Annotated in this window: 10 protein-coding genes and 1 riboswitch; of the genes, 6 read left to right on the top strand and 4 right to left on the bottom strand. The window is 44.3% G+C overall.

Going from position 1 to position 14,284, the window contains the following annotated elements; all coding sequences use genetic code 11:
- The first annotated feature begins 8 nt into the window (after nt 1–8).
- Both hrpA and AACT21_RS00600 read left to right on the top strand, forming a co-directional pair.
- Nucleotides 9–3,944, top strand: coding sequence for an ATP-dependent RNA helicase HrpA (gene hrpA, locus AACT21_RS00605; RefSeq protein ID WP_094163962.1), 3,936 nt, complete (start codon nt 9–11; stop codon nt 3,942–3,944).
- A 103-nt stretch (nt 3,945–4,047) separates the two neighbouring features.
- Nucleotides 4,048–4,530 (top strand): porin family protein, encoded by a 483-nt coding sequence (locus AACT21_RS00600; protein WP_017044743.1) that lies wholly within the window; start codon nt 4,048–4,050, stop codon nt 4,528–4,530.
- Nucleotides 4,531–4,619: 89 nt separating this feature from the next.
- Here the strand turns inward: AACT21_RS00600 and AACT21_RS00595 are convergent, their stop codons facing one another.
- Nucleotides 4,620–5,531, bottom strand: coding sequence for a LysR family transcriptional regulator (locus AACT21_RS00595; RefSeq protein WP_013856811.1), 912 nt, complete (start codon nt 5,529–5,531; stop codon nt 4,620–4,622).
- A gap of 98 nt (nt 5,532–5,629) precedes the next feature.
- Between AACT21_RS00595 and AACT21_RS00590 the strand changes: the two genes are divergently transcribed.
- A complete protein-coding gene (locus tag AACT21_RS00590) occupies nt 5,630–7,033 on the top strand; it encodes an MDR family MFS transporter (RefSeq protein WP_094163960.1) in 1,404 nt (467 codons plus the stop codon).
- 72 nt (nt 7,034–7,105) lie between these two features.
- On the opposite strand, the gene AACT21_RS00585 is transcribed toward AACT21_RS00590, so the two are convergent.
- Nucleotides 7,106–8,587, bottom strand: a complete 1,482-nt coding sequence (locus AACT21_RS00585; protein WP_094163958.1) for a carboxypeptidase M32 — start codon at nt 8,585–8,587, stop codon at nt 7,106–7,108.
- A gap of 220 nt (nt 8,588–8,807) precedes the next feature.
- On the opposite strand from AACT21_RS00585, the gene AACT21_RS00580 reads away from it, so the two are divergent.
- The gene (locus tag AACT21_RS00580) at nt 8,808–9,440 is read left to right on the top strand and encodes a LysE family translocator (RefSeq protein WP_013856840.1); all 633 of its coding nucleotides are present in this window, start codon (nt 8,808–8,810) and stop codon (nt 9,438–9,440) included.
- 335 nt (nt 9,441–9,775) lie between these two features.
- Here AACT21_RS00580 and AACT21_RS00575 read toward each other — a convergent pair whose 3' ends face one another.
- Entirely contained in the window at nt 9,776–11,155 is a 1,380-nt protein-coding gene (locus AACT21_RS00575) for an alanine/glycine:cation symporter family protein (protein WP_094163956.1), read from the bottom strand.
- Nucleotides 11,156–11,278: 123 nt separating this feature from the next.
- A riboswitch (glycine riboswitch) is annotated at nt 11,279–11,372 on the bottom strand.
- 358 nt (nt 11,373–11,730) lie between these two features.
- Between AACT21_RS00575 and AACT21_RS00570 the strand changes: the two genes are divergently transcribed.
- Together AACT21_RS00570 and AACT21_RS00565 are read left to right on the top strand one after the other, a co-directional pair.
- A complete protein-coding gene (locus tag AACT21_RS00570) occupies nt 11,731–11,889 on the top strand; it encodes a hypothetical protein (protein ID WP_010319274.1) in 159 nt (52 codons plus the stop codon).
- A gap of 19 nt (nt 11,890–11,908) precedes the next feature.
- Nucleotides 11,909–12,643, top strand: a complete 735-nt coding sequence (locus tag AACT21_RS00565; RefSeq protein WP_094163954.1) for a chromosome partitioning protein ParA — start codon at nt 11,909–11,911, stop codon at nt 12,641–12,643.
- A gap of 68 nt (nt 12,644–12,711) precedes the next feature.
- Here AACT21_RS00565 and AACT21_RS00560 read toward each other — a convergent pair whose 3' ends face one another.
- On the bottom strand, nt 12,712–13,818 hold the full coding sequence (locus AACT21_RS00560) for a M20/M25/M40 family metallo-hydrolase (RefSeq protein ID WP_094163952.1): 1,107 nt from the start codon (nt 13,816–13,818) through the stop codon (nt 12,712–12,714).
- Between the last annotated feature and the right edge of the window lie 466 nt (nt 13,819–14,284).

Raw genomic sequence — 14,284 nt, 5'->3', positions numbered from 1 at the left:
GAAATGCTTTGACCTCGTCACAGCCCAATCAACACAAGTCAATGAACGCTAGCAGCAACAGTGCGGCATCTCTGCGCAATGCATTGAAAGAATGCATGATGCGTGATCGTTTTCGTCTGAGTAAACGCATCTCTGGTGCGAGCAAAATAAAAAATGAGCAAGCCAAACATGCCGTTTTTGATCAAATTGCGCTCGATATTGCTCAGTCAATGATGGTGGCGCAGCAGCGTCTCAACAGCCGCGTTACCATCGACTACCCTGATTTATTGCCCGTAAGCCAAAAACGCGATGATATCGCCAAAGCGATTGCTGAAAACCAAGTGGTAATTGTGGCGGGTGAAACAGGGTCAGGCAAAACGACTCAGTTACCCAAAATTTGCGCAGAACTTGGGCGCGGTAAATATGGCCTGATTGGCCATACGCAACCACGTCGCCTTGCTGCGCGTTCGGTCGCGAGCCGAATAGCGCAAGAGATGGAAACAGAACTGGGTGGCTTTGTTGGCTATAAAGTTCGTTTTAACGATCAAATTTCCGAGCAGACTCAGATCAAATTGATGACTGACGGGATATTGTTGGCCGAAATCCAGCATGATCGTTTTCTCAATCAGTACGACACCATCATTATCGATGAAGCGCATGAGCGCAGCTTAAATATCGATTTTATCTTAGGTTATTTGAAAGAACTGCTGCCGCGTCGTCCGGATCTCAAAGTCATCATTACTTCGGCCACCATCGATCCTGAACGCTTCTCTAACCATTTTAGTGGCGCGCCTATCATTGAAGTGTCGGGTCGTACTTATCCGGTCGATACGCGTTATCGACCACTGCTTGGTGAAGAGGAAGCAGACCGCGATCAACTTGAAGGTATTTTTGAAGCCGTCGATGAACTCTGTGCTGAAGGGCTTGGCGATATTCTGATCTTCATGAATGGTGAACGAGAAATTCGTGATACGGCCGATGCGCTCAGTAAACGTAACTTACGTGATACTGAAATTGTGCCGCTTTATGCACGATTATCCGCCGGTGAGCAGAATAAAATCTTTCAGCCCCATATAGGGCGGCGCATTGTTTTAGCCACCAACGTGGCAGAAACATCCCTTACCGTTCCGGGTATCAAATATGTCATTGACCCAGGTACGGCGCGTATCAGCCGTTATAGCTACCGCACCAAAGTCCAACGTTTGCCGATTGAACCAATTTCTCAAGCGAGTGCAAATCAGCGTAAAGGACGTTGTGGCCGTGTTGAAGAAGGGATCTGCATACGCCTCTATTCCGAAGAGGATTTTCTTTCACGCCCAGAATTTACCGATCCGGAAATACTGCGTACCAACTTAGCCTCGGTTATTTTACAAATGACCGCACTTGGGCTGGGTGATATTGAAGCATTCCCGTTTGTGGAAGCGCCGGATAAACGCAACATTCAAGATGGTGTGCGTTTGCTTGAAGAGCTTGGTGCGATTGTTCCTGATACCAATAAACATAGTAACGACAGCAAAAAGCAGTTGACGGATATGGGGCGCAAATTAGCACGCTTGCCGATTGATCCCCGTTTGGCGCGTATGGTGCTCGAAGCGCCAAAGCTTGGCTGCGTAAAAGAGCTGATGGTGATTGCCGCTGCACTTTCGATTCAAGACCCACGCGAACGCCCATCAGATAAACAACAAGCCTCAGATGAGAAACATCGCCGATTTTTTGATGAAGAGTCCGATTTCCTGAGCCTAGTGAATTTGTGGAACCACATTCAAACTGAGCAAAAAGCGTTAAGCAGCAGCCAATTTCGTAAGCAGTGTAAACAAGATTACCTCAATTATTTGCGGGTACGCGAATGGCAGGATGTCTACTTCCAAATTCACCAATCGATGCGTGAAATGGATTACAAATTGAACGACGAACCGGGCAATTACCAAAGTATCCACAGTGCAATTTTGGTTGGTTTACTGTCGCACATCGGTATCAAAGACCAAGAGAAAAATGAATACCAAGGGGCTCGTAACGCCCGCTTTAATATCTTTCCCGCTTCTGGTCTGTTTAAAAAGCAGCCCAAGTGGGTGATGGTCGCCGAATTGGTGGAAACCTCTAAACTGTGGGGGCGTATTGCAGCTAAAATCCAGCCTGAATGGGTGGAACCGCTGGCACAGCATTTGATCAAGCGTAGCTACAGCGAACCGCATTGGTCAAAAAAACAAGCCGCCGTCATGGCCTATGAAAAAGTGATGTTATATGGCATTCCTATTGTGCCTAAACGTTTGATTAACTACAGCACCATTGACGAGCCACTATGTCGTGAGATTTTCATTCGCAGCGCATTAGTTGAAGGTGATTGGGAAACCAAACATGCGTTTTTCAAGCAAAACCGTCGCTTATTACTTGAAGTCGAGGAGCTTGAGCATAAATCTCGCCGCCGCGATATTTTGATTGATGATGAACAGCTTTTCGAGTTCTACGATCAGCGAGTCGCAACGGATGTGGTCTCTGGGCGTCATTTTGATGCGTGGTGGCGAAAAGTCAGCAAAGCCACCCCAGATCTACTCAACTTTGAAAAAGAGATGCTATTTAAAGGTGATGCTAGCCACATCACTGATTTAGATTATCCCAACTTTTGGCATCAAAACGGTATTAAGCTGAAGCTCAGCTATCAATTTGAACCTGGCGTGGATAGTGACGGTGTCACGGTGCATTTACCATTGCCGATCCTAAATCAAATTGAGCCGACAGGGTTTGATTGGCAGATCCCCGGGTTACGTCATGAATTGGTTGTCAGCCTGATCAAGTCTTTGCCTAAAACACTGCGCAAAAACTTTGTACCGGCACCTAACTATGCGGATGCGTTTTTAGCTCGTGTCACACCGATGGAATTGCCTTTATTGGATGCGATGGAAAAAGAGTTAAGACGCATGACGGGCGTCGAGGTGAAGCGTGAAGATTGGAAGTTAGAGCAAGTTCCGGATCATTTAAAAATCACTTTTCGCGCGGTGGATCATAAAAATCGCAAACTCAACGAGCATAAAGATTTATATCAGCTGAAAGAGAGTTTGAAAGAGAAAGTACAAGAAACACTCTCTCAAGTGGCAGACGATGATATTGAACAGCAAGGTCTGCATACGTGGAGCTTTGGTGAATTACCGAAAGTTTACCAACAGAAGCGCGGCGGTTTCGAGGTTAAAGCCTATCCAGCGTTAGTGGATAGTAAAGAGAGTGTTGAAATTAAGCTTTTTGAGACCGAGCAAGAACAACTCAATGCAATGAAAGCAGGGCAACGGCGTCTGATTTTGCTGAACGTTCCTTCACCGATTAAATATCTGCACACCAATTTACCGAACAAGTCAAAATTGGGGCTCTACTTTAACCCGTATGGCAAAGTTCTGGACCTAATTGATGACTGTATTGCTTGCGGGATTGATAAGTTAATTGAACAGCAAGGCGGTTTAGTGTGGGAGCCGGAGGAGTTTGAGGCACTGAAAGAGTTTGTGCGCGCTGAATTGGGCGATACTGTGGTCGATATCGCTCAACAAGTGGAGACGATTCTTACCACGGCATTCAACATTAATAAAAAGCTGAAAGGGAAAATCGATTTTACGATGGCCTTTGCCTTATCGGATATCAAAGCGCAGATCGAAGGTTTGATCTTTAAAGGCTTTGCCACCGAATGCGGCTGGAAGCGTTTGCCGGATATTCTGCGTTACATGCGCGCGATTGAACGTCGGATGGAGAAGTTACCCATTGATCCAAATAAGGATCGTTTGCACATGTTGAAAATTGAAGCGGTAACCAATGATTACAAAGCGCTACTAAACAAGATACCTCGCGGTGCAGAAGTACCTGAAAATGTTAAAGAGATCCGTTGGATGATTGAAGAGCTTCGCGTGAGTTTATTTGCTCAGCAACTTGGCACTCCTTATCCAGTTTCAGATAAACGTATAAAAAATGCGATTGATGCTTGTTAGGTATAAGATTTGCATCTAACCAACAGTTCACTATAATTTGACGCTATGTGGCAATCGGTCGCCGTTTTGAGGCCACTGCCAAATTAAATAAAGAAGGTTCATCATGAAAAAGACTTTAATCGCACTGGCGCTGATCAGTACATCTTCAATGGCGTTTGCTGACTCTTGGATTTATGGCGGCGCATCGGTAGGCCAATCGGATTTGAATGGTAAAAGCGGTACTTCGTACAACATTCATGCCGGCACTGGTATTCTTCCTCTGATTGGCCTCGAAGCGGGTTACACCGACCATGGCAAATTTGAAGTCACTGCCACGAATGAAATCGCGGCCTCCTCTGTTTATTTTGCGGTAAAGCCAAGCATTGATTTTGGCCCTCTGCATGTGTATGCCAAGGGTGGTTTGCATTCTTGGGATAAAAAATTAAACAGCAATAAAATAGATGATGGTTTTGACATCATGTACGGTGTAGGTGCTGAATACTTCCTGATGGGGCCCATTTCAGTTGGTGCAAGTTACATGAATTACACTTTGGGCGATGACGATATTGGTACGGTTTCATTCAACGCGACCTTCCACTTTCTTTAATCTAGTCACTCAATCGCTTTCAACCACTTCTTGCTCGTTAGCAGCAAGAAGTGGTTTTTTATTTGAGCAGTATGGTGTGGTGTACATTCTCAAGTACGCCAGTAACTGAAAGCAAAGCGCGACCAGTGATTGATGATGTAGTCAATAAATGCCTGAGTTCGCTCAGGAAGAAAACGTCTCTGAGGGTGCAGCAAATAAACATCCGCTCCTTCAATCTGCCAGTTAGGCAATAATGGCACTAATCGTTTCTCCTCTAACTCCTTATCAATTAATCCTTTAGGTAACCTTGCAATACCCATATTCATGAATGTGGCTTGCAAAATCGTATCAATTTCCTCAGAGCTAATACGTGCCTGAGGGATAAATTGAAAACGTTCTTTGCTTTGCTGATGTTCAAATATCCACGCTTGTTTGGTATTTAAAGTGAGTAGTGGCAGAGAAAGTAATTGCTCTGGATGTTTTAGCAGCAAAGAGGCCGAGTAGTCAGGACTTGTGCACAACACGGAAGGGTTATTAGCTAGTTTGCGCGCAACCCAATCGGATTGCGGTTGTGGACCAAAACGTAGCGCTATATCAAGGTCGTGCTGGGTATGATAATCCAGCCCTGCACCGACTTGAATACGAATGTTGACTTTAGGATGTTGCTGACAAAATTCCAGTGCTAATGGACTTAGCTGATGCCGAATGGGTAGGATTGGCGCGTTAATGACGATCTCGCCTCTAAACTCTTGTTTGGCTTTTAAAGCTTGTGCTTGTTTATCTTCTATTTGGCTAAATAGGTTGGCATAGGTTTCAAACAAATGCTCGCCTTCTTTCGTTAGTACCACTTCTTTACTGTTTCTGATCAGTAGAATGCTGCCAATATCTTGCTCCAACTGCTGAATTCTGCGGCTCAACGTGCTGGTGGACAAGGCTTTTTGTTTTGCTGCCAGCGTAAAATTGCCACATTTCACTACCGTTAAAAAGAGTGATAAATCATCAAGTTTCATCATTAATCCCATTTATGCAATAAGCTATCCCATTCTATCCTATTTTAGGATGTGCACTATTACGTTATCGTGTCGGTCGCGCATTCTAATCAAGTTCATATGAGGGGCACATGCCTACCGATTCAACTTATTCGGCTAATCCGAAAATTATTTTTGCCAGCGTTGCTTTAGTCATCGCTTTAGGCTCGCTTGAAAAAAGCATCGTTACCACTCCATTGGCTCTTATTGGGCAAGATCTCTCGGCAGGACAAGCATTAACATGGGTGATTACTGCTTATCTATTAGCATCGACCGCTGTATTGCCCGTCTACGGTAAACTGAGCGACTTGTTCGGACGAGTTCGGATGCTAAATGTCAGTATCGTGATCTTTATGTTGGGTTCCGCGCTGTGTACCTTTGCTTTTGATCTACCCAGTTTAATTGGTGCTCGTGTGATTCAAGGGATTGGCGGTGGAGGCTTAATAGCTCTGGCATTTACCGTTATCGCCGATTCAATTCCTGCGCGCGAAGTGGGCAAGTACCAAGGTTATATTTCAGCGGTTTATGCGGTGTCCAGTATTGCAGGGCCACTGCTTGGCGGCTATTTTGCTGACTACCTCAGTTGGCGGTGGGTATTCGGTATTAATTTACCGTTAGGGTTGGTGGCACTTTACATGGTTAACCGCTATTTGAAGCATCTCAATAAACGCAGAGATAGTCGCTTTGATTGGGTGGGAGCAGCGTTACTCATGAGTGCGACGACTTTGCTGCTGTTATTACTTTCTTCACATTCATTTATCCCTACTGGCTGGGGTGCGTTTGTATTACTGGCGTGTTTAGTTGCTTTGGTGGTTGTTGAACGCAGAGTGAGTGATCCTATTTTACCGGCGCGTTTAGCACGTCTTCCGAACTATCTGACCGCGATTGTTCTTATTATGGGATCGCAAATGCTGATGTTTGCGCTTTTGGTCTATTTACCACTGCAGTTTCAATGGCAAAAAGGACTCACTCCGTCAGAAAGCGGTGCCATTATGGTGATCTTCATGGTCTGTATTACCTCTGGCGCTTATGTGGGTGGGAAGCTCATCGCGAAGTTTGGCCGTTATAAGATGTTAGTGATCGTCGGTTTTGCTTTGGCTATGGCTGCATTGTGGCAAGTTCATTACGATATGTGGGTGAAATTTGCATTGGGTTTTGCGGGTATAGGTATTGGTTTAACCTTACCGGCCTTAGGCGTTGTTGTACAAAGTGTCTTACCCGCACGTGATCGTGGCATTGGCATGTCACTATTTAATTTTGGACGAGAACTCGGCGGTGCACTCGGTGTTGCGTTCTGTTCCGCGCTCTTTTATCTGAGAGTGCCAAGCGAAGTCATGGTTGCTGAACACAGTGCCGAGCAGGCCGGCGTTTCCACTCAGGTATTATCACAAGGTTTTAGCTTGGTTTATATTGGCATGAGCGTACTAGCGTTACTGGCGATGTTACTGACAGTATGGCGCTTGCGTAAAGATGCATTGATGAAAAGTTCATCATGAATTCCTGCGTGTTATTGAGCGTTAACTAAGTGTAAAAAAAGCAGCGATTTAAGCTGCTTTTTAAGTTTGGCGCTAAAGGTATCTATGCTTCAGGTGGTCTTGGAAATATTGAGCGTTAAGCACATCCCCAGTCGCTTGTTTCACCAATTCATCGGTTGTTAATAAGCTACCTTTCCGCCAAATATTATCGGCAAGCCAAGTAAATATTGGTGATAAATCACCACTGTGAATGGCGGCATCCACATCCACCGTTTTCTTCATTGCTGCCATAAACTGCGCAGCATACATAGCACCCAGCGTGTAACTAGGGAAGTAGCCAAAGCTTCCATCTGTCCAGTGGATGTCTTGCATACAGCCGTTTTGGTCATTTCCTTGGGTAGAAAGGCCGAGGTAAGCCTGCATTTTTTGATCCCATAGCTCAGGCACATCGGTATGTTTGATATGACCATTGATCAAATCACGTTCAATTTCATAACGTAAAATGACATGAGCTGGATAAGTCAGCTCGTCGGCATCGATACGAATAAAGCCTTTTTCAGCGCGAGTGTAGATCTTCTGGAAATTCGCTTGTGCAAATACTTTATCTTCACTACCTGAAAAATAGCGGGCGGCTAGGGTGGCTAAGTGCTCAATAAAGGGTTCACTGCGCCCCATCTGCATTTCAAAGAAGAGCGATTGAGATTCATGAATACCCATCGAACGCGCTTCTCCTGCTGGTGTACCAACAAGATGTTTAGGCAAGCCTTGCTCATAACGTGCGTGGCCCGTTTCATGGACAATGCCCATTAGAGACTGAATAAACTCCGACTCATTATAACGAGTGGTGATCCGAACATCGGTTGGAACACCGCCGCAAAAAGGGTGAACGCTTTCATCAAGGCGACCGTGTTCAAAATCAAACTGAAGCAGTTTCATGACTTCTAAGCCTAGCGCCTTTTGCTTTTCAGCAGGGTAATGCCCAGTTGGCATGATGATCTCTTCGGCGCGTTGCTTCTCTATGACTTGATCGATTAACGTTGGCAGCCAAGTTTTAACATCGCTGAAAACAGCGTCCAATGATTGAGTTGTTGTACCCGGTTCGTAAAGATCGAGCATCGCATCATAAGGCGTTAAACCTGTAGTATCAGCGCGGATCTGTGCTTCTTGCTGTGAGAGTGTGACCACCTCAGCCCAGTTTTTCTCAAAACCGACCCAATCATTGTTTTTGCGTTGGGTACGCCAAGCATGTTCACACTTTGAACCAGCAAGAGATTTCGCTTGCACCAAAGCTTCAGGCAGTACGTTTGCCTGCTGCCAGTGGCGTTTTAGCTCACGCAGAGTTGCTTTTTGCTCATCGTCCAATGGCTCATTTTGTGCTTTATCAAACCATTCAGCCAATTGAGGTTGAGTATGTAAACTATGAATATGAACGGACAAGTGCGCCATCGCTTCCGAGCGAGCTTGAGCGCCGCCAGCAGGCATTACTGCGGCTTGATCCCAGCCACAAATAGCCGCTAAATGATTGAAATGTGAAATTTTCTTAGAGTGTTGAACTAATTGATTGAATGCATCCATGGAATTAGCCTTCCGTGACGTAAAAGAGAAGTAAGTGTAGCAACCATTAAGTGTCTAACCAAGGCTATCCAAGTCAATCAAGGTGAAAGAGCGTGACCCAAACCAACAAAGCTGAGGGGATTTCATTATTTTCTTATCCAGTGAAAACTGTTAAAGACTTTATAAAAGAGCTCAGGTATAAAAAGGCAAACGATGACATTTCTTTTATACAAGGACGGGTATGTATATCCAAAACGTTGAAGCCTTTCTGATCGCAATTACTATATTAACGCTAACTCCGGGGCTAGATACGGCACTGGTGATTCGTAACACATCACGAGCTGGGTTCACTGACGGCAGCATAACAAGTTTGGGTATTTGCATGGGGTTATTTGTGCATGCGACCTTTTCCGCCGTCGGTATTTCGGCGATTTTGGCACAATCGGCCGAGCTGTTTCATGTGGTTAAAATGATTGGTGCGGCGTATTTAATTTGGCTGGGACTATCTAGCTTAAAAGCGTTGCTGAAAAATAGCCAAGGTATGCAGGTTACGGCCATTTCACACAGTGAATTTACGCTGAAGCGGTCATTGCGTGAAGGCTTTCTTTCCAATGTGTTGAACCCTAAAACGGCAGTATTTTATCTCGCATTTTTGCCGCAATTTATTAACCCAGAATATTCTCCGTTGTTGCAATCGCTTTTGATGGCTGCCATTCATTTTGTTATCGCTATGTGTTGGCAGTGCGGTTTAGCGGGCGCATTAAGCTTTGCAAAAAACTTACTCAAGAATGCGTCGTTTATGAAATGGATGGAAGGGACAACAGGCGTGGTTCTAGTTGCTCTGGGTCTAAAATTAATGCTTGAGAAAAGATAATTTAATCAATTAGTTGTAGGAGTTTTCTGAACAAAGCTAGAATGACATTTTTTTGAAGTTACTGCTTTAAATTTACGATATAAAACCTTGCATGGATTACGAGACATCACGTGTTGAGGGTAATTTGAATATATTGGTTATTTGTGCAGTTATCTTAGTGTGTTTTTTGTTGTTTCTGGAAGGATTAGCCTTGGGATACGGTGTTCCTACCTCGATAATCATTTTAGCTGTTTTAAACTTATCGTATTCTTGTTTGGATAAACAGATTAAAAAGCGGAAAAGACAGGCTTCAAACCGCAGGTAGGCGATTTAATGCCTACCTGCGATGTGGTTACTCAGTATTGAGTTTGAGGATTACGCGCCAAAGGCGCTGACTGTTTTTCAAAAAATAGCTTGGTCTCTTCAAGCACAATATGACGTAATGCGATTAATCCGATCAGATTAGGGATAGCCATTAAACCGTTAACGATATCAGCAATAATCCAAATCATATCAAGGTGCAAGAATGCACCTGATGCTACCAAACCGATAAAAATCAGCTTATAAGGCATTACTGCTTTGGTGCCAAACAAAAACACCACGCAGCGCTCACCGTAATAGTTCCAGCCTAAAATCGTCGTAAAAGCAAAAAACATCAAACCAATGGAGACCATCATCGGGCCCAAGGTTTGCGCATTTAAGCCCACGGCAAATGCATAGGTTGTCATAGCGGCACCAGAAAAATCACTTTGCCATGCGCCAGTTAAGATCAGCGCAAGCCCGGTCATGGTGCAAATAATGATGGTGTCAAAGAAAGTACCAGTCATTGAAATCAACCCTTGTTTTACGCAAGAGTCAGTTTTCGCTGCCGCCGCGGCCATTGGCGCGCTGCCAAGACCAGATTCATTAGAAAATACACCGCGCGCAATCCCTGATTGAATCGCCAGCATGATGCTCGCTCCTAAGAAACCACCAGTAGCGGCTGTGGAAGTGAAGGCAGAAGTGATAACTAAATTGATGGCCGTGAGTAATTGATCGCTGTTGCTGATGATCACACTCAAACACGCAAGGATGTAAAAAAGGGCCATGGCAGGTACCACTTTCCCAGCCACTTTAGCAATTGATTGAATACCACCGACCGTGACAAATGCGACTAACAGCGTTAGAACCACTGCTGATATTTCGCGTGACACACCAAAAGAGATTTCAGTAGCATCTAAAATCGCGTTGACTTGTGGGAATGTACCGATGCCGAAACAAGCGACACCGATGGCAAATAGGGCGAATAAAACCGCCAAAGTTCGCGAGCCCACGCCATATTGCAGGTAATACATCGGGCCACCAACCATTTGGCCTTTGTCATCCACTTGACGATACTTTACTGCCAGTAAACATTCAGCGTATTTGGTCGCCATACCAAACAGCGCGGCTAACCACATCCAAAATAGCGCGCCCGGCCCACCGAGCTTAATCGCTGTCGCTACGCCAACGATATTACCGGTTCCAATCGTCGCGGAAAGTGCGGTACATAAGGCGGCAAAGCTTGATACATCGCCTTGTTTACCGGTGTCTTTGTCTTTACTAAACACCATCTTAAGTGCGGTAGGTAAATGTCGAAATTGGATAAGACCGAGACGAAACGTAAAATAGATGCCTGTACCGACCAATAAAATTAAAAGTGGTGGTCCCCAGACAAAGTTGTCTATAGATTCAAGAATAGATTGCAGGTTGTTCATTAGTTCCCCTTAATAAAACGACAGTTAAGGAGAAGAGGGAAAGGGCAGTAATCTGAAAAGATCCCACAAAAAGATCACAGCAGGCCAGTGGTGAAGAAACCACACCTATTTATGATTGTAACTTTCCACTCCTCTGTCCTTTTGCCTGAGAGTTTCACCCCAAATAGGGTTTGCTCCTTCGGCGACCGATTAAACGGTTCTCTCCAGAGGTTCCTCCAACTACAGTCCTCGCCAGCTCTCATAAGAGAGAGCATTAGCACCTGAAAGATTTACTTCTTCGGCGAGCCTGTTTACTCATACTTTGAATAAACTAAGGCTACTCTCCTGCAGTCTTCATCGGAACTGATGATAAGTGCGCTTACCATCAAGGCGAGATATGTTACATAAAGCGTTTTTCAAGACAAGAAAAATTGTGCTTTTGATCTCAATTTTCTGCCGTTTGGTGGTTTGTTAACCATTTATAGACGTAAACGTAGGATGAGGGGTGAAAACTTTACGCTTGTTGTCGATTGTTCTACTTTTTTCTGACTTATCGCGTGTTATAAATGATATACACTACGTGAGAGGATAGGCTAATGACACGACTCATCACCATTATTTTATTGATCGCCATTGCTTTTATTTTTATTCGTTATCGTACCAACGAAAAGTTGCAAAAAGGTGTGGTGGTTTCTTTACTCACTGCTTTTGTCATTTATGCTGCCTCAATTGTGATTACTGAATTAACTCGCTGAGATAGATAGGAGCGAAAGAGTGAACAAACAGACGGACATTGATGCACAAGACGATGTCGTAGTGATTGAAGAACGAGACAAACGCACCTACGTCTACATCGCGTTAGCAGGGGTGTTGGGGTTAGCATTAGGTGGCTTAATCGGTTCAAGTATCACCACGAATAACTGGCAAAAAACATACAATCAGCTAGAAGAAAAATATGAACAGCTCACCCAAGATAAAAGCCAATTAGCTGAAAAAGTGCAATTAAAAGTCGCCAGTGTCGACGCTGAAGTAGCAAATAAACTTCAACAAGCATTAGAAGAGCAACAAAAGCAGTATCAACAAGAGCTGGATCAAGCGCAAAGCCAATACCAAGCATTAATGGCAGAAAATAAAGCGCTGCAAGCGAAACTTAATACACAGGAAAATGCACTAGCGCAAGTTGAGAACAAAAATTCTAAATTAAATCGGCAAGCCGATATGCAGGCAACGATTTTTGAACGTTCACGCGAACTGTTCCAACGTGAATTGAAAATTAAGCAAGAGCTAGAAGCGCTGCAAAAAGAGAAAGAAAGCCTAGTACCTAAGTTAAAAACGCTCAAAGCCGATTGTGATGTCTACCTAGAAGGTAAGTCGTGGGATGCAAAATCAGACGCATGTGATAAGCAAGATGAAGCGAATTCAAGAATTAGCCAAATCGATCAGATGATCCAAGTTCACCGCATGGATTTAGAACAAATCAAAGCGTTAACGGAAAATATAGGCTTATAATTTATACAAATCCCACCAATGTTTCTTTAGCAGGCCTCGCGAAAATGAGGCCTGTTTTATCGTAAGGCTTATTCGGTCAAATACGTTGTTAGGAATTCTGCAATCTTCACCATATCACTGATCGCAATATACTCTTCGGTGGTGTGAACTTTCGCCATGCCCGTTGACAAATTGACGGTCACTAATCCTTTTTCGTTAAAGTTGTTTGCATCACTGCCTCCACCAGTACGTTTGGTTTTTGGTGCAATCCCAACTGATTCAAAGCTCTTTTTGATCGCAGCGATATGCGGATGCTCTTCATCCAATACAAAGGCGTTGTAAGCACGAGTAGATTCAATCTCAACCTGCGCGCCATGCTTGTGCGCCGCGGCCTGAAAGGTTGACACCATATGTTCAACTTGTAGGCTCAACTTATCATCATTCAATGAGCGGGCTTCAGCGACAATTCTAAGATCAGGCATGACGATATTCGTTGCGCCACCGCCATGAACAAGGCCGATATTCGCCGTGGTTTCCTCATCAATACGTAGCAATTTCATTTGGGTAATCGCATCGGCCGCGACGGCGATAGCGCTAATACCTTCTTCAGGGGCAAGGCCTGCGTGTGCGGGTTTGCCTTTGATATTAACGATGATTTTTTGCTGCCCTGGGGCGGCTTTAACGATGGTTCCTATTGGACCACCAGTGTCGAGTACAATCGCCTTAGTCGATTGAATGTGAGACATATCAAAGTGTTTGGAGCCTTGTAGCCCGCCTTCTTCATGGACGGTGAATGCAATTTCAATGGTTTTATGAGGTTGTTTTTGCGCTTTAATCGTTCGAATCGCCTCCATAATGGCCGCAATACCCGATTTGTCATCGCCGCCTAAAATGGTTTCACCGTTAGAGCGAATGACGCCATTTTCAATGACGGGTGTGATACCAATCCCCGGTTTGACGGTATCCATGTGACAGCTCAGTACGACACTGTCATCGAGTTGTCCTGCTAGGCGAGCATAAAGGTTAAAGCCATTGGAAACATGTTCAGGTACGGGCAGTTTTTGGACTGAAAAACCAAGCTCACCCAATTGTTCAGACAGCGTTTCTGCAATCTGTTTTTCGTTACCCGATTCGCTGTCAATTTGAATTAGTTGTAGAAAGTGCTCAACCAAGCGCTGTTCATTTATCATGGTCATTTTGTTATCTCGTAGGAAACAGAAGCCATACCATATCGCGTGTGGATGACGCGATGTTCTGCGATAAATCAAAGAAGCACGACAAAACAACCGAATTTTTCGCTTACATATAGCCAATGACTATTGTTTTTAACTTAATGATTCACCTGTGTTGGCCTAATGTTTTGTCCGTGTAGCTCGGCATATAAAAATCATGTGCGCCTAACACCTCGCCCGATTGTGTGTTTTTCGCCTGAGGCAGTGTCGGTTTTTAATGAATGTAGCTAAAATGTTACGCCGTGCTATTTATCTTACTGAGCAACTGGTTATGATTGACTTGTGATTAACGTGGCTAATTAATAAAAAGTGCTTAATATTCAGTGTAATAAAAACAAATCGTCTCTGTGAAATTCGCTAATTTACTATCCTACTGCTCATCAATAGATTTGTGTAACATTTTAATTACATCGACACTATTTGTTCTCCG

The sequence above is a fragment of the Vibrio sp. V08_P9A1T1 genome (genome assembly GCF_963874405.1).
GTDB lineage: Bacteria > Pseudomonadota > Gammaproteobacteria > Enterobacterales > Vibrionaceae > Vibrio > Vibrio anguillarum.
The sequence above is the reverse complement of the archived record's forward strand: the minus strand, read 5'-3'. Positions and strand labels throughout refer to the sequence as shown.

Bases quoted from the DNA above. Each gene is read 5' to 3' on its own strand.
- AACT21_RS00575 (WP_094163956.1), bottom strand. From the start codon at position 11,155: ATGAACAACCTGCAATCTATTCTTGAATCTATAGACAACTTTGTCTGG.
- AACT21_RS00570 (WP_010319274.1), top strand. From the start codon at position 11,731: ATGACACGACTCATCACCATTATTTTATTGATCGCCATTGCTTTTATT.
- AACT21_RS00600 (WP_017044743.1), top strand. From the start codon at position 4,048: ATGAAAAAGACTTTAATCGCACTGGCGCTGATCAGTACATCTTCAATG.
- AACT21_RS00595 (WP_013856811.1), bottom strand. From the start codon at position 5,531: ATGGGATTAATGATGAAACTTGATGATTTATCACTCTTTTTAACGGTA.
- AACT21_RS00580 (WP_013856840.1), top strand. From the start codon at position 8,808: ATGTATATCCAAAACGTTGAAGCCTTTCTGATCGCAATTACTATATTA.
- AACT21_RS00590 (WP_094163960.1), top strand. From the start codon at position 5,630: ATGCCTACCGATTCAACTTATTCGGCTAATCCGAAAATTATTTTTGCC.
- AACT21_RS00560 (WP_094163952.1), bottom strand. From the start codon at position 13,818: ATGACCATGATAAATGAACAGCGCTTGGTTGAGCACTTTCTACAACTA.
- AACT21_RS00585 (WP_094163958.1), bottom strand. From the start codon at position 8,587: ATGGATGCATTCAATCAATTAGTTCAACACTCTAAGAAAATTTCACAT.